The sequence below is a fragment of the Alkalibacillus flavidus genome (assembly GCF_040545925.1).
Taxonomy (GTDB): Bacteria; Bacillota; Bacilli; order Bacillales; family Alkalibacillaceae; genus Alkalibacillus; species Alkalibacillus flavidus.
In genome coordinates, this window is the sequence record NZ_JBEPMX010000001.1 from 252,327 (window position 1) to 272,227 (window position 19,901).

Annotated in this window: 19 protein-coding genes; all 19 read left to right on the forward strand. The window is 40.4% G+C overall.

Annotated features, from left to right (window positions below):
• Positions 1-15 precede the first annotated feature (15 nt).
• The 19 genes from infB to yfmH all read left to right on the forward strand — a co-directional run bounded on the left by infB (position 16) and on the right by yfmH (position 19,901).
• A complete protein-coding gene (gene infB, locus ABID56_RS01295; protein WP_354218617.1) occupies positions 16-2,169 on the forward strand; it encodes a translation initiation factor IF-2 in 2,154 nt (717 codons plus the stop codon).
• On the forward strand, positions 2,170-2,448 hold the full coding sequence (locus ABID56_RS01300) for a DUF503 domain-containing protein (RefSeq protein ID WP_354218619.1): 279 nt from the start codon (positions 2,170-2,172) through the stop codon (positions 2,446-2,448).
• Positions 2,449-2,473: 25 nt separating this feature from the next.
• Positions 2,474-2,821 (forward strand): 30S ribosome-binding factor RbfA, encoded by a 348-nt coding sequence (gene rbfA, locus ABID56_RS01305; RefSeq protein ID WP_354218621.1) that lies wholly within the window; start codon positions 2,474-2,476, stop codon positions 2,819-2,821.
• 69 nt (positions 2,822-2,890) lie between these two features.
• Positions 2,891-3,802, forward strand: a complete 912-nt coding sequence (gene truB / locus ABID56_RS01310) for a tRNA pseudouridine(55) synthase TruB (protein ID WP_354218623.1) — start codon at positions 2,891-2,893, stop codon at positions 3,800-3,802.
• A 15-nt stretch (positions 3,803-3,817) separates the two neighbouring features.
• Complete coding sequence (gene ribF, locus ABID56_RS01315; RefSeq protein ID WP_354218625.1) at positions 3,818-4,765, forward strand: riboflavin biosynthesis protein RibF; 948 nt, start codon at positions 3,818-3,820, stop codon at positions 4,763-4,765.
• A gap of 128 nt (positions 4,766-4,893) precedes the next feature.
• On the forward strand, positions 4,894-5,163 hold the full coding sequence (gene rpsO, locus ABID56_RS01320; protein WP_354218627.1) for a 30S ribosomal protein S15: 270 nt from the start codon (positions 4,894-4,896) through the stop codon (positions 5,161-5,163).
• Between the two features lie 156 nt (positions 5,164-5,319).
• The gene (gene pnp / locus ABID56_RS01325) at positions 5,320-7,434 is read left to right on the forward strand and encodes a polyribonucleotide nucleotidyltransferase (RefSeq protein ID WP_354218629.1); all 2,115 of its coding nucleotides are present in this window, start codon (positions 5,320-5,322) and stop codon (positions 7,432-7,434) included.
• Positions 7,435-7,488: 54 nt separating this feature from the next.
• Entirely contained in the window at positions 7,489-8,706 is a 1,218-nt protein-coding gene (locus ABID56_RS01330; protein ID WP_354218631.1) for a M16 family metallopeptidase, read from the forward strand.
• A 31-nt stretch (positions 8,707-8,737) separates the two neighbouring features.
• A complete protein-coding gene (locus ABID56_RS01335) occupies positions 8,738-8,977 on the forward strand; it encodes a YlmC/YmxH family sporulation protein (protein ID WP_354218633.1) in 240 nt (79 codons plus the stop codon).
• Positions 8,978-9,080: 103 nt separating this feature from the next.
• On the forward strand, positions 9,081-9,962 hold the full coding sequence (gene dpaA, locus ABID56_RS01340; RefSeq protein ID WP_354218635.1) for a dipicolinic acid synthetase subunit A: 882 nt from the start codon (positions 9,081-9,083) through the stop codon (positions 9,960-9,962).
• A 15-nt stretch (positions 9,963-9,977) separates the two neighbouring features.
• The gene (locus ABID56_RS01345; protein ID WP_354218637.1) at positions 9,978-10,568 is read left to right on the forward strand and encodes a dipicolinate synthase subunit B; all 591 of its coding nucleotides are present in this window, start codon (positions 9,978-9,980) and stop codon (positions 10,566-10,568) included.
• Positions 10,569-10,642: 74 nt separating this feature from the next.
• Entirely contained in the window at positions 10,643-11,692 is a 1,050-nt protein-coding gene (locus tag ABID56_RS01350; protein ID WP_354218639.1) for an aspartate-semialdehyde dehydrogenase, read from the forward strand.
• A gap of 14 nt (positions 11,693-11,706) precedes the next feature.
• The gene (gene dapG, locus ABID56_RS01355) at positions 11,707-12,921 is read left to right on the forward strand and encodes an aspartate kinase (protein WP_354218641.1); all 1,215 of its coding nucleotides are present in this window, start codon (positions 11,707-11,709) and stop codon (positions 12,919-12,921) included.
• 19 nt (positions 12,922-12,940) lie between these two features.
• On the forward strand, positions 12,941-13,813 hold the full coding sequence (dapA, locus tag ABID56_RS01360; RefSeq protein WP_354218643.1) for a 4-hydroxy-tetrahydrodipicolinate synthase: 873 nt from the start codon (positions 12,941-12,943) through the stop codon (positions 13,811-13,813).
• Between the two features lie 184 nt (positions 13,814-13,997).
• Entirely contained in the window at positions 13,998-14,663 is a 666-nt protein-coding gene (locus ABID56_RS01365) for a ClpP family protease (RefSeq protein ID WP_354218985.1), read from the forward strand.
• Positions 14,660-14,869 carry a YlzJ-like family protein gene (locus ABID56_RS01370; RefSeq protein ID WP_354218645.1) on the forward strand — a complete coding sequence of 70 codons (210 nt, stop codon included), beginning with the start codon at positions 14,660-14,662 and terminating at the stop codon, positions 14,867-14,869. The genes ABID56_RS01365 and ABID56_RS01370 overlap by 4 nt, the downstream gene beginning before the upstream one ends.
• A 90-nt stretch (positions 14,870-14,959) precedes the next feature.
• Positions 14,960-17,263 (forward strand): DNA translocase FtsK, encoded by a 2,304-nt coding sequence (locus ABID56_RS01375; RefSeq protein WP_354218647.1) that lies wholly within the window; start codon positions 14,960-14,962, stop codon positions 17,261-17,263.
• A 66-nt stretch (positions 17,264-17,329) separates the two neighbouring features.
• Entirely contained in the window at positions 17,330-18,619 is a 1,290-nt protein-coding gene (yfmF, locus tag ABID56_RS01380; protein ID WP_354218649.1) for an EF-P 5-aminopentanol modification-associated protein YfmF, read from the forward strand.
• Positions 18,612-19,901 (forward strand): EF-P 5-aminopentanol modification-associated protein YfmH, encoded by a 1,290-nt coding sequence (yfmH, locus tag ABID56_RS01385; protein WP_354218651.1) that lies wholly within the window; start codon positions 18,612-18,614, stop codon positions 19,899-19,901. The genes yfmF and yfmH overlap by 8 nt, the downstream gene beginning before the upstream one ends.

Genomic DNA, 19,901 nt, shown 5'->3' on the forward strand with positions numbered 1-19,901 from the left:
TTCGGGGGTGAATGTATGAAAAAAATGCGCGTATACGAATATGCCAAACAACAGAACGTATCCAGTAAAGAAGTCATTAATAAATTAAAAGATCTAGACGTTGAAATTTCTAATCATATGTCAACAATTACGGAGAATACCATTCGACAATTAGACGAAATCTATCAGCCAAAACAACAAGAAGAAACAAAACAGACAGAACAACCTAAACAACAATCATCAAAACAAAACAACCAACAAAATCAACAGAACCAGAAGAATCAAAAGGGGCAACAGAACCAAAAGAATCAATCTAATAATCAAAAACAAAATCAACAGAAAAACAATCAACAAAAACCAAACAATAAGCCTAACCAAAAACGTTCTAAACAAAATAATAAGAAACAAAAAGGGCAGTCTAAACAACAAACACAAGAGACGCCTGAAAAAATTACGTATCAAGGGTCTCTTACAGTTGGTGAATTAGCTGATAAGTTAAACAAAGATTCGTCTGAAATCATTAAGAAATTAATGATGTTAGGTGTTATGGCAACAATCAATCAGCAATTGGATTCAGAAACGATTGAACTAATTTGTGATGATTATGGAATTGAAGTTGAAGAAGAAATCGTTGTTGACCAAACAGACATCAATAACTATATCCAAGAAGATGCTGAAGAAGACTTAGGTGTACGTCCAGCGATTGTCACGATTATGGGTCACGTCGACCATGGTAAGACAACGTTACTCGATTCGATCCGTGAAACGAAAGTGACAGAAGGTGAAGCGGGCGGTATTACACAGCATATTGGTGCATACCAAATCGAACAAGATAATAAAGAAATTACGTTCTTAGATACGCCAGGTCACGCAGCTTTTACAAGTATGCGTTCTCGTGGTGCGCAAATCACAGACATTGCGATCTTAGTCGTAGCAGCAGATGATGGTGTTATGCCACAAACAGTTGAAGCGATTAACCACGCGAAAGCAGCAGAAGTTCCGATTATTGTCGCTGTCAACAAAGTCGATAAAGAAGGCGCAGATGCCAGCCGTGTCATGCAAGAATTGACGGAGTATGAGTTAGTACCAGAAGATTGGGGCGGTGAAACGATTTATGTGCCTCTATCTGCCTTGAAAGGTGAAGGTATTGATAACTTAGTCGAAATGATTAACCTTGTGGCTGAAGTTGAAGAGCTTAAAGCTAACCCTAATAAAGAAGCAAACGGCACAGTCATTGAAGCGCAATTGGAAAAAGGCCGCGGCAGTGTTGCGACATTACTCGTTCAAAATGGTACGTTAAACAAAGGTGATTCATTAGTCGTTGGTAAACATTACGGTAAAGTTCGTGCGATGACCAATGATGTCGGTAAATCCGTCTCTAAAGCTGGTCCATCAATGCCTGTAGAGGTCATCGGGCTTAACGGTGTTCCACAAGCTGGTGATCAGTTCCTCGTATTTAAAGACGATAAGCAGGCGAAACACATTGCACAGATCCGTGAACAAAAAGAACTTGAAGAACAACGTGAATCGACTGGTAAGATTAATGTCGATGAATTGTTCGAACAGATTAAGCAAGGCGACTTAAAAGAGATTAATGCCATTGTTAAAGCTGACGTACAAGGCTCAGCTGAAGCCGTTGCGTCATCGTTACGTAAGATTGAAGTTGAAGGGGCTAAAATTAATATTATCCACACAGGTGTTGGTGCGATTACAGAATCAGATATTATTTTAGCGTCTGCATCAAACGGTCTAGTGATTGGCTTTAACGTCCGTCCAGACAACAATGCGAAGCGTGCTGCTGAGAATGAAGGCGTCGATATTCGCTTACATCGCATCATTTATAAAGTAATCGAAGAAATGGAAGCTGCCATGAAAGGTATGCTCGACCCAGTATATGAAGAAAAAGTGATCGGTCAAATCGAAGTGCGTGAAACATTTAAAGTATCAAAAATTGGTACGATTGCAGGGGCATATGTCACAGATGGTAAAGTGACGCGGAACTCTGGTGTACGTGTGATTCGTGACGGCATCGTACAATTCGAAGGTGAAATTGACTCGCTAAAACGTTTCAAAGATGACGTTAAAGAAGTTCAACAAAACTACGAATGTGGTATTACGGTTAAAAACTATAACGACATTAAAGAAGGCGACATCATTGAAGCCTTTATTATGGAAGAAGTTGAACGCTAAATGATTGGCTACGCTTATGTAGAATGCATGCTCTATGATGTTCAATCGTTAAAAGCAAAACGGTCTGTCATTAAACAGGCGATGCACCAAGCTACTAAGCATTTAAATGTCAGTATTACAGAAATTGATTATCACGATTTGTGGCAACGCACAGCTTTCGAGATCGCTTGTGTATCAAAAGATCAAGTGCTAGCTGAGCAATTGCTACAAGACGTGATTAGTCGAATCGATTCGCGTTCAGACTTAGATATTACCACTGTGCAATATGAATGGTTGTAATAGTGGAAGTAAGAGGTGAATGGTTATGAGTGATTTACGTGCTAATCGTGTTGCCGAACAAATGAAAAAAGAATTAGGCGATATTATATCACGCAAAATTAAAGATCCACGTGTCGGATTCGTCACCGTCACCGACGTTCATGTAACAGGTGATTTACAACAAGCTAAAGTATTTATTTCGATTTATGGTGATGATGCGCAACAAGAAGAAACGCTTGTTGGTCTTGCGAAATCTAAAGGGTTTATTCGGTCTGAAATCGGTCAACGAATCCGTTTAAGAAAAACACCTGAGATTTCCTTCGAAATCGATGAAGCAATTGAATACGGTAATCGGATCGAATCAATATTAAAAGATTTGAATAATGAATCATAAAGACAGTCAAAAGGGTAGGCGACGGTGTCTATCCTTTTATCTGTGTACATAGTTAACGAGGTGCATTGAATGGACGGCATTATTCCACTTTGGAAACCGAAAGGCATGACATCACACGATTGTGTCGGAAAATTACGCGGTATTTTACAAACGAAAAAAATTGGCCATACAGGTACATTAGACCCGGATGTCGAGGGTGTCCTTCCTATGACAGTTGGTAAAGCGACTAAGTTGACATCATTCATTACGGATCATGCTAAAACGTATTTAGCAGAAGTGTCACTAGGGCAACAAACAGCGACAGAAGATCGCGCAGGGGAAGTTGTTCGATCGACACCTGTTTCAGATGACCTTACTATTGCTGATTGTCAATCTGTCTTAAAGCAATATAAAGGTGAGATTAGACAAATTCCACCGATGTATTCAGCAGTTAAAGTAAATGGCATGAAATTATATGAATATGCGCGAGAAGGTTTAAGTGTTGAACGACCAGTTCGTGATATTAAGATTTATGACATAGAATGTGTAGACGACCAATTAAATCGCTATGATGAAACAGACGTCCGTTTTTCATTCCGCGCAACGTGTTCAAGTGGTACTTATATTCGTACGTTGTGTGTTAATATTGGAGAAACAATCGGTTATCCAGCCCATATGTCACATTTAGTTCGGGAACAGGCAGGAACGTTTGAACGTCATGAGACGGTTACCTTTGAACAATTAGAAGCAGCTAAAGAAGCGGGAGAGGTTGAAACTTATATTGTGAACCCTCGTCGTACATTAACGCAATTGCCTGTGTATAAAGCACCTGATCAAGACATCATTCGATTTAAGCATGGACAAGTACTAACCATTCCCGATAGACTAAAAGAAACAACGTTATTTCGTGTTGAAACAAAAGATGGAGATTTAATCGCTTTATATCAACCTCATCCATCGAAAACAAATCTAATGAAGCCGTATAAAGTGTTACATACGTAAAGAAGGTGGACAGACATGGAAGTCATCGAATTAAGTTTACAACAACATCATCCATTCCCGGCATTGGACGATGTCAGTGTCGCGGTAGGTTACTTTGATGGGGTACATATTGGTCATAGGCGTGTGATTGAAACAGCAAAAGAAGAAGCAACTCGACGAGGCATTAAGTCAGGTGTTATGACATTCAGCCCTCACCCGTTAACGATTATCAAAAATCAACCGTTAACGAATTACTTAATTACGTCTAAACATGAAAAAATGAAAGCATTTCAAGAACTTAATTTGGATTATGTTATTGTTGTACAATTTGATCATTTATTAGCGCAACAATCACCTGAAGCGTTTGTAAACCAGTTTCTAATTGGCTTGAACATTCAACATGTCGTTGGCGGATTTGATTTTTCGTTTGGTCACAAAGGGGCTGGCAAGATTCAACAGATGGATGACTACGCGCAAGGAAGGTTAACGTATTCAGTCGTCGATGAAGTGTCGGCAGAGAGTGAAAAAATTAGTTCGACTTCGATTCGCGAACAAATAAGACAAGGTCAAATGCAAACGGTAACGAATTTGTTAGGTCGGCCTTTTTCTATTGAAGCACCTGTTGTGAAGGGTTATCAACGAGGGCGTGAGATTGGATATCCGACTGCGAATTTAGATGTCGACCGAGAGCATATTATTCCTCACGTTGGCGTCTACGCGATACAAGTCGCTGTGGACGACCGGATCTACGATGGTATGGCTAGTGTTGGATTTAATCCGACGTTTGATGACCATCCTAGTGAGCCTGTCGTCGAAGCGCATTTGTTTGATTTTAACGAGTCCTTATATGATCAATGTATAACGGTTTACTTTTTACAATACATTCGTGACGAAGAGTCATTTTCTGATGTCGATGAATTAGTGAAACGAATTGAACAAGATGAATTAGAGGCGAAAAATTTTCTGCAGTCAAATCAAGCTTAGTCCTTGCATTTAAGCCTTATAAGGTGTATTGTATGTAGTGTATGACTATCAACCTTTTTCTTGGCATAACGTTACTCCGCCGAATGCGAGGAAGAAGGCGATTAAACTACTATTAGGAGGTGGGCAACATGGCCCTATCACAAGAACGTAAAAGCGAACTGATTAACCAATTTAAGACACACGAGAATGACACTGGTTCTCCAGAAGTGCAAATTGCGATTTTGACTGAACAGATTACAACATTAAACAGTCACTTACGCGATCACAAAAATGACCATCACTCTCGTCGTGGTTTAATGAAAATGGTTGGTCGTCGTCGTCACTTATTAAATTATCTACGTGATAAAGATATTCAACGTTATCGTGATCTAATCCGTGCATTAGGTCTACGTCGATAAGTTGTAAGTTAAAGGAAAGCGGGGTAGTACCCGCTTTTTCTTTATTCACTAACATAAAGCGCTCATTTTATAGCAAGAGATGTTTATAATACAATAGAAGAAAACATGTTTCTTGTGTGTACATAAGCAACAGTTTTGGAAGGAGTCGTATAATTTATGACGAATGAAATGAAGTCATATTCGATTGATGTCGGAGGACGTCAATTAACATTTGAAGTAGGTGAAGTAGCTAAACAAGCTAATGGAGCAGCCATGGTCCGCTATGGTGATACATCTGTGTTAGTAGCTGCTACAGCATCTAATGAACCGAAAGATTTACCATTTTTCCCACTAACAATCAACTATGAAGAGAAGTTGTATGCCGTTGGTAAAATTCCAGGCGGGTTTATTAAACGTGAAGGTCGCCCAAGTGATAAAGCTGTTTTAACATCACGCTTAATCGACCGACCAATTCGCCCGCTATTTGCGGATGGTTTTCGTAATGAAGTACAAGTCATGAGTACGGTGATGAGCCTTGATCAAGACTGTTCTTCAGAAATTACGGCTATGATTGGTTCTTCTCTTGCTTTATGTATTTCAGATATTCCATTTGATGGCCCAATTGCTGGCGTTCATGTTGGTCGTATTAATGGCGAATTTGTTATTAATCCGACCGTTGAACAGATGAAACAGAGTGACATCGAGTTGACTGTAGCTGGAACAAAAGATGCGATTAACATGGTAGAAGCTGGAGCACAAGAAGTGCCAGAAGATATTATGTTAGAAGCGATTATGTTTGGTCATGAAGAAATTAAACGTCTCGTGGCATTCCAAGAAGAAATTATGGCTGAAGTCGGCAAGGATAACATGGACGTGACATTATTCCAACCTGAAAAGGATCTGGAACAGGAAGTCATTAATCTTGCAAAAGATAAAATCGTAGCAGCGATTCAAACAGAAGAGAAAAAAGCACGTGAAGAAGCGATCGATGCAGCTAAAGATGAAATCGTTCAACAATATGAGGACGCTGAAGCCGAAAGTGATGTTATTTCACAGGTGAAATCTGTTCTTGACTCCATTGTAAAAGAAGAAGTGCGTCGTTTAATTACAGTTGATAAAGTCCGCCCAGATGGCCGTGGCTTAGATGAAATCCGTCCGCTATCGTCACGCACTGATGTGTTACCTCGTACGCACGGTTCTGCTATGTTTACGCGTGGTCAAACACAAGCATTAAGTGTTTGTACATTAGGTCCGTTAGGTGATGTACAAGTCTTAGACGGTCTTGATGTTGAAGAAGAAAAACGGTTTATGCACCATTATAACTTCCCGCAATACAGCGTCGGTGAAACAGGTCCTGTAAGAGGACCAGGTCGTCGTGAAATTGGTCATGGTGCATTGGGTGAACGTGCATTAGAAGCGGTTATTCCAGATTCAGAAACCTTCCCTTATACCGTGCGTGTCGTATCAGAGATTTTAGAATCAAACGGTTCGACATCACAGGCGAGTATTTGTGCTGGTTCAATGGCGATGATGCAAGCAGGTGTCCCACTCAAACAGCCGGTAGCAGGTATAGCAATGGGGCTTGTGAAGTCAGGTGACCATTATTCAGTTCTAACAGATATTCAAGGTATGGAAGATGCTTTAGGTGATATGGACTTTAAAGTAGCTGGAACGAAAGACGGTGTTACAGCGCTACAAATGGATATTAAAGTAGATGGTTTATCGCGCGATATTTTAGAAGAAGCATTGACACAAGCGAAAAACGGTCGTATGGATATTTTAGATCATATGAACGACACGATTTCTGAACCACGTCAAGAACTATCAGATTACGCGCCGAAGATTGTTTCTCTATCGATCAATCCAGATAAAATCCGTGATGTCATTGGTCCAAGTGGTAAACAGATTAATAAAATTATCGAAGAAACAGATGTTAAAATCGATATCGAACAAGATGGTCGGATTTTCATTTCATCACCAGACCGTGACAAAATTAATCACGCAAAACAAATTATTGAAGATCTCGTGCGCGAGGTTGAAGTCGGCCAAATTTATCTCGGAAAAGTAAAACGCGTTGAGAAATTCGGAGCCTTTGTCGAATTGTTTAGCGGAAAAGACGGTCTAGTCCACATTAGCGAATTAGATGAAGCACACGTGAAAAACGTAACGGACATTGCAGATATTGGCGATGAAATGCTCGTTAAAGTAAAAGAGATCGACCAACAAGGACGCGTTAATTTATCTCGCAAAGCCGCATTAAAAGAACAAGAAACTGAAGAATCAACATCGTAATACGACGAAAAGAGCTGGTACATACCAGTTCTTTTTCATATTTTGGAGGGCATTATGTTAACACGTTATCAATTATCTAATGGATTACGCATCGTTGAAGAACAAATGGAACACGTTCAGTCAGTGTCTATCGGCATATGGATATTGTCAGGATCGCGATATGAATCTGCCGGCGAAAACGGTGTATCTCATTTAATTGAGCACATGTTATTCAAAGGAACTCATCGACGTTCAGCTAAACAAATTGCTGAAGCGTTCGATCGAATAGGCGGTCATGTGAATGCATTTACGTCAAAAGAATATACATGTGTTTATGCGAAAGTCATTGATGAACATGTCGAAGAAGCGATTGATCTATTATCAGATATGGTCCTTCATTCAGTGGTAGATGAAGAAGAGTTGGATCGTGAGAAAGATGTTATTTTTGAAGAAATGTCAATGACAGAGGATACACCAGATGATATTATTCATGACCATCTGCAAGAAACGAGTTTTAACGGGCATCCACTCGGTCAATCCATTTTGGGTTCCCGTCAATCGTTAGGGGAGATGACGAGAGAGGATGTCATGAGATATAAACAAACGTATTACACAGGAAAACGGATGGTTGTGTCAGCTGCTGGTTCTATTCCTGATCATTTTCATAAACTCATCGAAACGTATTTTAGTGATCTTCAGGAAGGGGATGCGTTTGACGATCAGTTACAACATCATTTTCAATTTGACACGTTCAAACAGTCTGATGATATTAGTCAAGCTCACATCTGTTTAGGGTTTGATGGTTATGCCATTGGTGATGATTCACTTTACCCGATGACGATTTTGAATAATGTACTAGGCGGGGCCATGAGTTCACGGTTGTTTCAACAAGTGCGTGAAGAACAAGGGTTAGCGTACGATATATTCTCTTACCATAATCCATTTCGTGATAATGGTATATTAACGATTTACGGTGCTACCTCGTACGAGCGTTTGGACGATTTAGAGTCGATTATGTTTAATATATTTTCAGACATTCAACAACATGGTATTACGGAACAAGAGAGAAAGGATACGATTCAGCAACTAAAAGGTCAATTGACGTTAGGGTTGGAACATTCAAGCAGTCGTATGCAACGTAATGGCCGAACAGAATTATTACAAGAACCTCATTTATCAGCTGATGATGTCATCACTAAATTAGAAGACGTCTCACAGGAAGAGATTCGTTTAGTTGCGCAACAAGTATTACAACAACCTTCTCGTGCATGGATTTTACCTTCGAACATATGATGTAGTAAAACATGAATAGAGGGTGAATGATGTGCGTTATCATGATTTAACAGGTAAAGAATTGATAGACGCTGATCGTGGACAACGTTTAGGGGTGCTAGGTCAAACGGACTTAGTCATTAACAATCAAACAGGTGAAATCGAAGAAATTGTCATCCAAGATTATGCCATGCTCGGGTTCAAAAAAAGCGAATCTGCTGCATCCATTAAATGGCAAGATATTGAAGTCATTGGTAACGATATGATTGTCATTAAACGTGAAACGACATAAGGATTTTAAGCTTAAGCTGGTTTCTAACAAATAGAAGCCAGCTTTTTCACGTTTTATAACTAGGCACATAAGATATAGTGGATTGAATGAACATGGGCAGGTGATGAGTGTGTTAACTGGTAAAAACGTATTGATTGTAGGTGGCGATGCTCGTTATTTTGAATTAATGAAACAATTAATATTGTACGATGCAAGCGTGTATGCGATTGGTTTTGACGATGCGACTGATGACATTGATGGCGTCGTCTTAACGACTGAACAAAACATTGACCACCATTTGTTTGATGTGGTGATACTGCCGATCTCAGGTGTCGATGACAAAGGGAACGTCGATACGCATTTTCGGCGTCCTGCAATTAAGCTAACGCATGATTGGTTTGGTCACTTCACGAAAGAATGCATTATTTTCACAGGCATTGTAACTTCATTTTTAAAACAGCTAGAACGTCAACATGCTAATGTGATGGCCTTAATGGATCGTGATGATATTGCCATTTATAATTCTATTCCAACCGCAGAAGGTGCCGTTATGCTAGCAATTCAACATACCGATGTCACGATTCATGATGCTAACGTCGTCATACTAGGTTATGGACGTGTCGGTAAGACGTTAGTGAACACATTTCAAGGTTTAGGGGCACAAGTATCCGTCTATGCGAGACAAAAACGCGATTTAGCAAGAATTTACGAGGCGCAAGCACAGCCTATAACTGATGAACAATTATTATCTTCCATTGAGGGTGCCGACCTTTTAATTAATACGATACCGAAACTCATTGTGACCCCAGAAATGATCCGTGTATTACCGACATCGTGTTTTATTTTAGATCTCGCATCAAAACCTGGTGGGGTCGATTTCCGGTTTGCTAAAAAACGAGGAATTGAGGCGATGCTGGCACCTAGTTTACCAGGGTTAGTTGCGCCGAAAACGGCAGGTAAAATGCTTGCCCATGTGATTCAAACAGTGGTTCAAGATGATAAATGAAAGGAGTCCTGTCACGTGGATTTAAAAAGGAAACGAATTGGGTTTGGTTTAACAGGCTCTCATTGTACGTATGACGAGACATTCCCCGTGCTGCAACAACTCATTGATTTAGGGGCTGATGTTGTCCCGATTGTTTCAAGCACGGTAAAAAGCACAGATACAAAATTTGGTGAAGCGCAACAACATATGAATACGATCGATTCAATGACCGAACACCCGATTATTGATTCTATTCCGCAAGCTGAACCGTTAGGGCCTAAAGAACCGTTAGATTGTATGGTGATTGCGCCAATGACTGGGTCATCTTTGAGCCGATTTGCAAATGCGCAGACAGACAGTCCTGTTCTCATGGCAGCTAAAGCGACGTTACGTAATCGGAAACCGGTCGTATTAGCGATTTCGACGAATGATGCCTTAGGTCTAAATGCACAAAATTTAGCTAAATTACTTCCCGCAAAAAATATCTACTTCGTGCCCTATGGTCAAGATCATCCGACTAAAAAACCAACATCGCTCGTTGCCCATATGTCTCTATTACCAGAAACGGTTGAAAAAGCGCTCGATGGTGAGCAATTACAGCCGATGCTCCGCTCTTTTGAACAATAGTGTTAATTCTCACAAAATATGATAAACTGTGAAATAGAAAAATTAAAACCGTAATTATGGAGGGTGTAAGAAACATGGAAGCAAAAAGTAGATACAATGTAGCAATCGTCGGAGCAACAGGAGCAGTCGGGCAAAAAATGATCGACATGCTAGAGCATGTGGCGTTTCCGATTGATGAATTACGACCATTAGCTTCAAAACGATCTGTTGGTAAGATGGTGACGTATAATGGTCGTAATGTAGCGATTCAAGAAGCAAAGGCTGATGCTTTTGAAGGGGTCGATATAGCACTGTTTTCTGCAGGTGGATCCGTTTCAAAACAACTCGCTCATGAAGCTGTCGAGCGTGGGGCTGTTGTGATTGATAATACGAGTGCCTTTCGGATGCATGAAAATGTACCACTCGTCGTACCTGAAGTCAATAAAGAAGCGATTCGTGATCATCAAGGCATTATTGCCAACCCGAATTGCTCAACGATTCAAATGGTTGGTGCGCTTGAGCCCGTACGTCAAAAATATGGTCTTAACCGTGTGATTGTATCAACCTATCAGTCGGTATCTGGTTCAGGATTGGATGCTGTTGAAGAGTTAAAAGATCAATCACAAGCGATGTTAGATGGCACAGCAGTCAATGCTGAAATACTACCTGTTAAGTCAGAACCGAAACATTATCCAATCGCATTTAATGCGTTGCCACAAATTGATACGTTTGAAGATAACCATTATACATTTGAAGAGATGAAAATGATTAACGAAACGAAGAAAATAATGGGAGCTCCTGATTTAAGTGTGGCTGCCACTTGCGTTCGTTTACCATTCTTTTATTCCCATGCTGAAAGTGTTTATATCGAAATTGATCAAGACGATGTGACCGTCCCGCAAATGCAAGGGGTAATTCAAGAAGGTGAAGGCATTGTGTTACAAGATGATATCGTTAATCAAGGGTACCCTACACCATTGTCAGCTGAGGGGCAGTTAGATATTTTTGTCGGGCGTGTTCGTCGAGACTTAGATGTTCCAAACGGATTCCATTTATGGGTTGTATCAGATAACTTACTTAAAGGGGCAGCATGGAACTCAGTTCAAATCGCGCAAGCCTTAATCGAAATGAATTCAGACGCATAAGTTGAGGTGCAAACATGAAAACGTTAGTTCAAAAATTTGGAGGAACGTCAGTACGTGATCAAGAATCGCGTCATCGTGCGATACAACATATCCAAGGTGCTCTAAATGAAGGGTATCAAGTCGTTGTCGTCGTGTCAGCAATGGGAAGGTTAGGCGATCATTATGCGACGGATTCGTTGCTTCAGTTAATTGACTATCCTGAAACACAAATGACGAAGCGAGAAGTTGACGTCTTAATGTCATGCGGCGAAACGATCTCATCCGTCGTAATGGCTCATGAATTACAACAGCAGGGCATTACAGCTGCTTCATTAACTGGGGCAAGAGCAGGCTTTTTGACAACGAACGATTTTACTGATGCACGCATTAATAAAGTTGATCCGACCGATATCGAAAAGTATTTAAAAACGAATGATGTCGTCGTCGTAGCCGGATTTCAAGGCCAGGATGAAGACGGCAATGTCACCACATTAGGACGCGGCGGATCAGATACGTCTGCGGTTGCTTTAGGTGGTGCGTTGCATTCGGATTACGTCGATATTTTCACGGATGTGGATGGTATAAAAACGGCTGACCCACGACTAGTAGAAAACGCTCGAACGTTACAGGTTATGACGTATAATGAGATTGTACATTTAGCCTATCAAGGGTCTAAAGTCATTCATCCACGCGCGGTTGAAATTGCGATGCAAGAAAAAATCCCGATTCGCGTTCGTTCTACTTACTCACAAGATAGTGGTACATTAGTGACAGCGAAAAAAGATCAAACTGTCGATCAAGGGTTTAAAGACCGCCTTGTGACGGGAATAGCACATGTATCTGGAATTACACAAATTAAAGTGTATAGTGATGATGATCCGGTTAAACTACACAATGATGTATTATCACAATTAGCCGACGCTGAGATTTCCGTAGATTTCTTTAATATTTCAACTGATGGTATCACGTTTACTGTTCCGACCGATTCTTTAACACAGACGACGTCGATTATTGAAAATCTCGATTATCGTTATCAGATCGTTGAAAAATGTGCGAAGGTATCAACGGTTGGCGCAGGTATCCAAGGTGTACCAGGAGTGGCATCAAAAGTTGTTAAAGCGTTGTCGCGTTACGATATTCCAATTCTACAATCAGCTGACAGTCATACAACGATCTGGGTTCTAGTTAAAGAACAAGATTTAGAAAACGCTGTTAATGCACTGCATCAAGTATTTTTAGAAGATCGTTAAATTGGGAAGGGGTATGCCGATGAATTTTGGTCGAGTATTAACCGCAATGGTGACGCCCTTTGATTCCATCGGACGTCTTGATTTGAAGAAAACTGAACAGTTAGTGACTCATTTAGTGGACCACGGTTCAGATGGGCTTGTGTTAGGTGGTACGACAGGTGAATCACCAACATTAACTCATGATGAGAAGTTACAATTATTTCGTCATGTCGTGCAGTTAGTTGACGATGAGGTTACCATAATCGCCGGTACTGGAAGTAATCATACAGCGTCTGCAGCTGAATTGACGAAAGAAGCGAGTGAAACAGGGGTCGACGGTATTATGCTTGTCACGCCGTATTATAATAAGCCAAATCCAGCTGGTTTATATCAGCACTTTACAACGATTGCAAACGAAACGGACTTACCGGTTATGTTATATAATATTCCTGGTCGTTCGGTTATTAATATGCCAGTTGAAACGACGGTTGCATTATCGAAAGTGGCTAATATCGTTTCCATAAAAGACGCAAGCGGTGACTTGTCGATGATGAGTGATATTATCCAACAAACGAGTGATGATTTTTCGCTTTATTCGGGTGAAGATCATTTAACCTTGCCGTCATTGGCGGTTGGCTCTCACGGCGTTGTCTCAGTCGCTTCACATGTGATTGGCGATCAGATGAAGGATATGGTAAAGGCTTATATGGCTGGTGATAACATGAAAGCAGCCGCTCGACATCGTGAATTATTACCTGTTATGCGAGCTTGCTTTATGGCACCATCACCTGCTCCTGTGAAAGCAGCTTTAAATTATCTAGGAGTCGATGTTGGATCCGTCCGACAACCACTCGTTGATTTAACGTTTGAAGAGTTCAACGACTTACAAAAAGTGCTTGATCGAATAGATTAGTGATTTCTATGATGTTGACCCCGATTATTCCTTTCTCTAGGTATAATCGGGGTTTTTGATTGAAATATACGATATTACGATGCATGATTCGTTGATGTTCGTCCACACTACATGTCAGAAGGTGGTGTTGACGTTGGGAGATAATCAAGATGAAAAACAAAATCAACAACAACAAGATTCTTTGATGGAGAAAATTAAACAATTAGGGTCGACGAATGTGCCACAAGCACCCGACTCGAATATTCACGTGTTACCCATCATTGGTCAAATCGAAGGGCATTTACAACTACCAGCTAAAAATAAAACAACAAAATACGAACATCTCATTCCGCAAATTGTCGCGATCGAACAAAACCCGAAAATCGAAGGTGTTATTATTTTGCTCAACACAGTTGGCGGCGATGTTGAAGCTGGGCTAGCCATTTCGGAAATGATTGCATCGTTATCAAAACCGACTGTATCGATTGTATTAGGTGGTGGCCATTCAATAGGTGTACCGATCGCGACTGCTGCTAACCATTCTTTTATTACCGAAACCGCCACGATGACCATTCATCCGATTCGGTTAACTGGTTTAGTGGTCGGTGTTCCGCAAACATTTGAATACTTAGATAAAATGCAAGAACGTGTGATCAATTTCGTGACACACCATGCCGATGTTGATGAAGAAACGTTTAAAGACCTTATGTTTGCTAAAGGTAATCTAACACGCGATATTGGGACCAATGTTGTTGGTCAAGATGCAGTGGACCACGGAATTATTGATTCAATCGGTGGTGTTCAAGAGGCCATGGCGCATTTAAATCAATTGATCGGCAACGAAAGTCAATTAGGAGGTGAAACGTCATGATCATTCACACACCGTTACAAGAACATGATATTTTTGATGAAGAGGATGATTTTAGCTCATATTATACAATAAATGTGAATCAGGCGATGCTCACCTTAAAACGGGATGATAGCAATCACGGTTATCAAATTGTTCACATGCATTCGACGAACCCAAACGATTACTTAAATAAGCGTTTAGAACCAGGTTCAATTTATTATTTATAAACATCCCCAAACCCCGCACGTCTATGATATAATAGACGTGACCGAAGCAGCCCATATCGTGGCTGCTTTACGCTTTTTGGGGTGATGAAAATGGCAAAAAAGAAACGAAAAACAAAACGTAATAAACGACCACCATTTTTAAAATTTGAATTAATTGGGTTATTGCTCATCTTATTAGCTATTTTTTCTAGTGGTATTGCGCCGATTAATGAAGGGGTTATCCCGAACTTATTAACGAGCGTGTTGCAATGGCTATTTGGTTTTTGGTATGCGATAGCGAGCGCGTTTATGCTCGGTTTAGGTGTTTATCTAGTATTAAAACGTGCATGGCCAACTTTTACGACGAATCGTTGGATCGGCTTTTATATTACATTAGCCTCTCTATTCTTAATGACGCATTTACAAACGTTCGATGATGTTATCATTCAAACGGATGCGTCAATCTTCACGGTGACGTGGGATTATTTTGATGCTTATCAAACAGGCTCAATCGCTTATGCACATATAGGCTCAGGTATGGCTGGCGCCTTCTTATTCTTTTTAACGTTTTATTTGTTGTCGGCAACAGGCGCTAAAGTGTTAGCGTTCTTCGGTTTAGTGATTGGAGTTATGTTTTTACTTGAGAAATCATTATCTGACGTTATGTCAGGCTTTATATCCTCTGTCCAATCGTTTTGGGAAAACGTTAAAGCAAAATGGCATGCGAAACGTGAAGCAAAGGCAGACGAGCAGGCGCAAGATACGGACAAAACGGATACGCAAGTGGATGTGTCCTTCGCTGATGAAAACAGTCAGTTAGAGGAGGAAGAGCCTGTTATTGCTAGTTTTGAAGCAGATGACGATGCAACCAATACATACGATGACTCGACAGAAGAGATCGAAACGAGTGAATGGACTGAACGTGTTGATCAGACGGCAACAGATAGTGATGACGATGAATCGTTGCCATTAACTGAAATTGAAAATGAAGATTATGCGTTACCACCACTTAATTTATTAAGTAATCCGGTTAGTCATTCACAACAACAAGAAAAATCACAAATTCAATCAACAGTGAAAAAATTAGAACAAACTTTCCATAGCTTTGGCGTTAAGGCGAAAGTAACGAAGGTGCATGTCGGACCAGCTGTAACAAAGTATGAAGTTTATCCTGATGTCGGTGTGAAGGTAAGTAAAATCGTCAATTTGCACGATGATTTAGCACTAGCCCTTGCTGCGCGTGATATACGGATCGAAGCACCAATCCCTGGCAAGTCTGCGATCGGTATTGAAGTCCCTAACGGTGAAGTGGCTCAAGTGTCGATGAAAGAAGTCATGCAACCGATTCACAACAATCCGGCTAAACTATTGTTCGGGTTAGGACGCGACATTGCAGGTGAAGCGATTACGGCTGAATTAAACAAAATGCCACATATGCTCATTGCTGGTGCGACCGGTAGTGGTAAGAGTGTTTGTGTCAATGGTATTATTACGAGTATATTATTGCGTGCTAAACCGCATGAAGTAAAAATGATGATGATTGACCCGAAAAAAGTGGAACTAAACGCTTATAATGGTATCCCACATCTTCTTGCGCCTGTTGTAACTGATCCGAAAAAAGCGTCACAAGCATTGAAGAAAATTGTTTCGGAAATGGAACGTCGTTATGAGTTATTTTCCGAAACAGGCACGAGAAATATTGAAGGCTATAATGAATACGTGAAGCGGGTTAATGAAGAAGAAGACGAGAATCATCCAACATTACCGTATATAGTTGTCCTTATTGATGAGTTAGCGGACTTAATGATGGTCGCATCCAGTGAAGTAGAAGATGCGATTACGCGGTTAGCTCAAATGGCACGTGCAGCAGGTATTCATTTAATCATTGCCACGCAGCGCCCATCCGTTGACGTCATTACTGGTGTCATTAAGGCGAACATTCCATCTCGAATTGCCTTTAGCGTGTCTTCACAAACAGACTCTCGTACGATTTTAGATAGTGGCGGTGCTGAGAAATTACTCGGTAAAGGCGATATGTTATTCTTACCTGTCGGTGCGTCTAAGCCGACACGTATACAAGGTGCCTTTTTATCAGATTCTGAAGTGGAATCGATTGCTGATTATTGTATTGAACAACAGAAAGCACAATATCAAGATGATATGATTCCATCTGAAACGCCAGAGCAACATGAAGAGGTAGATGATGAATTATATGATGAAGCGGTGCAGTTGATTGTCGCGCAACAAAGTGCTAGTGTATCCATGTTACAACGTAAATTCCGCATCGGTTACACACGGGCTGCACGATTGATCGATGCGATGGAAGAACGGGGTGTAGTCGGACCTTATGAAGGAAGTAAACCACGTAAAGTCTTACAAACAACTACACAACCAGAAGAACAATCGACATCGTAATCGTTCATCGCATGATTTAGAAAGAACAGGCAATGCTATTAGCAGAGAATTGTTAGGAGGACTGACATGAAAACACTCATAGACCAACAAGTCGACTATGAAACGTATCAATTACACATGATTCCGACAACGAAATTTAAAACGACGACGATCGCTTTAAAATTCGCAAGACCGATTGAACGTGAGACAATTACTGATCGTGCCTTGCTACCATTCGTTTTACAAAAAGGAACCGAAAAATATCCAACTGAGCGTGATCTGCGTTTAGAATTAGATGAATTATATGGCTCTAAATTTTCAATCAATGGGGCGAAAAAAGGAGAAAACCATATCATTACGTTCACCCTCGATTTGCCAAACGAGAAGTTTATCGATGGTGAATCTGATCTCTTTCAACGTGGTGTGCAATTTTTATATGAAGTAGCAAACCGCCCGAAATTGGTCGAGCAGGCATTTGATCCTAATCTTGTCGGGAAAGAAAAAGAGACGCTAGAAAACAAAATCAACTCCATTATTGATGAAAAAATGCAATACGCGAACTTAAGACTCGTTGATGAAATGTGTGACGGTGAATCATTTGGTATTCGGTCACATGGTTATGTAGAGGACTTAGATCGTATTGACGAGCAATCATTATACACCACCTATCAAAACATGATCCAACACGATCGTTTAGATATTTATGTGGTTGGCGATGTGGAAACAGAGACGGTTAAAGAAACATTCGAATCTCATTTTCCGATAAACCGTCAACCATCAGTTGATTTAAAACAAGCAGAAGCGGTGGATGCTGGAGATATCGATACCATCACAGAACAACAAAAGATTCAACAAGCGAAATTACACTTCGGTTACCGTACGCACATCACATATCGGGATGATGATTACCCAGCCTTGCAAGTGTTTAACGGTATCTTCGGTGGATTCCCTCATTCTAAGCTGTTTTTAAATGTTCGCGAAAAACATTCACTTGCTTATTATGCAGCGTCACGTTTTGAAAGTCATAAAGGGTTATTATTCGTATTTAGCGGTATTGCTCCAGACACTTACGACGAAGCAAAAGAGATTATTTTAGCCCAACACGAGAGCATACAACAAGGCGATATTTCAGATGACGAATTGGACCAAACGAAAAAAGCAATCGTCCATAGTTTAAAAGAAACATTAGACCGGTCTCGTGGCGTGATTGATTGGCATTACCAACAAGTGATTGGTGGTAAATCCCAAACGAATGATGATGTTATTCAAGCCGTAGAAGCCGTAACGAAAGACGATGTTCAACGCGTTGCGAATCAAGTGTCATTAGATACTATTTACTTATTAACGAGCGAAGACGGAGGTGGTCATGATGCGTGAAACAGCGATCCCGAAAGTGAATGAAACAGTGTATCATGAGCAATTGTCTAACGGGTTAGATGTTTATTTACTACCTAAAACCGATATGGAAAAAACGTTTGCTATCTTTTCAACAAATTATGGATCGGTTGATCAAACGTTTAAACCTATTAATGAAGACCAATGGGTGACGGTTCCTGACGGTATTGCGCATTTTTTAGAGCATAAAATGTTTGAAAAAGAAGATGGCGACGTGTTCCAACACTTCTCTGAACGCGGTGCTTCAGCGAATGCTTTTACGTCTTTTACTGAGACAGCGTATTTGTTTTCTAGCACAACAGATGTTGAAGCAAATGTTGAAACGCTTCTCGATTTCGTACAAGACCCATACTTTACAGAAGAAAGTGTTGAAAAAGAAAAAGGCATCATCGAGCAAGAAATTCGAATGTATGATGACCAACCTGATTGGCGTTTGTTTTTCGGTACGATCGCCTCGATGTTTAAACAACACCCTGTAAAAATTGATATTGCGGGTACAGTTGAATCAATTCGTCAAATTACGGCTGACGACTTATATACGTGTTACAACACGTTTTACCACCCATCGAATATGCAAGTGGTTATAGCTGGCAATTTTGATGTCGATCAAATGGCAGATCTCATCCGCTCGAATCAAAGCGCTAAATCGTTTGAATCAAAACCTGCGATTGAACGTGATTACGGTGATGAGCCAGTTGGTGTCTATGAAAAAGAAAAAACCATTCATATGCCGATTAATACACCAAAATGCATGATTGGAATTAAAGAAAAGCCTGAAGCTTTAGAACGCGATGTGTTATTGAAAAATGATTTAATCCGTGACCTCGCACTTGATTTATACTTTTCGAAGAGTGGTCGTTATTATGAGACGTTATATCAAGAAGGGTTGATTATCGACTCACTTCGTTTAGAGTACGTGCTTGAGCCGTCATTTGGTTTTACAGCGATCGGTGCGAGTACTATGAAACCTGAAGCGTTGGGTGAACGTATCGTTGACATGTTACATTCCATCAAAACAGATGCTGTTGATGAAGTCGCTTTTGAACGAGCGAAAAAGAAAAAATACGGTGAATTACTTCGTGAATATAACAATTTGGAAAGTGTCGCGAGCAACGTCATTCAATACCACCAATTAGGCCTTGATTTCCGTGATGTGTTTGAGACGTTAGAACAATTGACATTAGATCAATTTAAAGAAAGTGTCTCATCATGGATTGATGACGATCAAATGACCGTTTGTATGATCAAATCAGAAGAGGGATAA

Coding starts and splice junctions, on each gene's coding strand:
- rbfA (WP_354218621.1), top strand. CDS start 2,474: ATGAGTGATTTACGTGCTAATCGTGTTGCCGAACAAATGAAAAAAGAA.
- ABID56_RS01300 (WP_354218619.1), top strand. CDS start 2,170: ATGATTGGCTACGCTTATGTAGAATGCATGCTCTATGATGTTCAATCG.
- dpaA (WP_354218635.1), top strand. CDS start 9,081: ATGAGTGTGTTAACTGGTAAAAACGTATTGATTGTAGGTGGCGATGCT.
- rpsO (WP_354218627.1), top strand. CDS start 4,894: ATGGCCCTATCACAAGAACGTAAAAGCGAACTGATTAACCAATTTAAG.
- yfmF (WP_354218649.1), top strand. CDS start 17,330: ATGAAAACACTCATAGACCAACAAGTCGACTATGAAACGTATCAATTA.
- pnp (WP_354218629.1), top strand. CDS start 5,320: ATGACGAATGAAATGAAGTCATATTCGATTGATGTCGGAGGACGTCAA.
- infB (WP_354218617.1), top strand. CDS start 16: ATGAAAAAAATGCGCGTATACGAATATGCCAAACAACAGAACGTATCC.
- ABID56_RS01330 (WP_354218631.1), top strand. CDS start 7,489: ATGTTAACACGTTATCAATTATCTAATGGATTACGCATCGTTGAAGAA.
- ribF (WP_354218625.1), top strand. CDS start 3,818: ATGGAAGTCATCGAATTAAGTTTACAACAACATCATCCATTCCCGGCA.
- ABID56_RS01350 (WP_354218639.1), top strand. CDS start 10,643: ATGGAAGCAAAAAGTAGATACAATGTAGCAATCGTCGGAGCAACAGGA.
- yfmH (WP_354218651.1), top strand. CDS start 18,612: ATGCGTGAAACAGCGATCCCGAAAGTGAATGAAACAGTGTATCATGAG.
- dapA (WP_354218643.1), top strand. CDS start 12,941: ATGAATTTTGGTCGAGTATTAACCGCAATGGTGACGCCCTTTGATTCC.
- truB (WP_354218623.1), top strand. CDS start 2,891: ATGGACGGCATTATTCCACTTTGGAAACCGAAAGGCATGACATCACAC.
- ABID56_RS01370 (WP_354218645.1), top strand. CDS start 14,660: ATGATCATTCACACACCGTTACAAGAACATGATATTTTTGATGAAGAG.
- dapG (WP_354218641.1), top strand. CDS start 11,707: ATGAAAACGTTAGTTCAAAAATTTGGAGGAACGTCAGTACGTGATCAA.
- ABID56_RS01375 (WP_354218647.1), top strand. CDS start 14,960: ATGGCAAAAAAGAAACGAAAAACAAAACGTAATAAACGACCACCATTT.
- ABID56_RS01365 (WP_354218985.1), top strand. CDS start 13,998: ATGGAGAAAATTAAACAATTAGGGTCGACGAATGTGCCACAAGCACCC.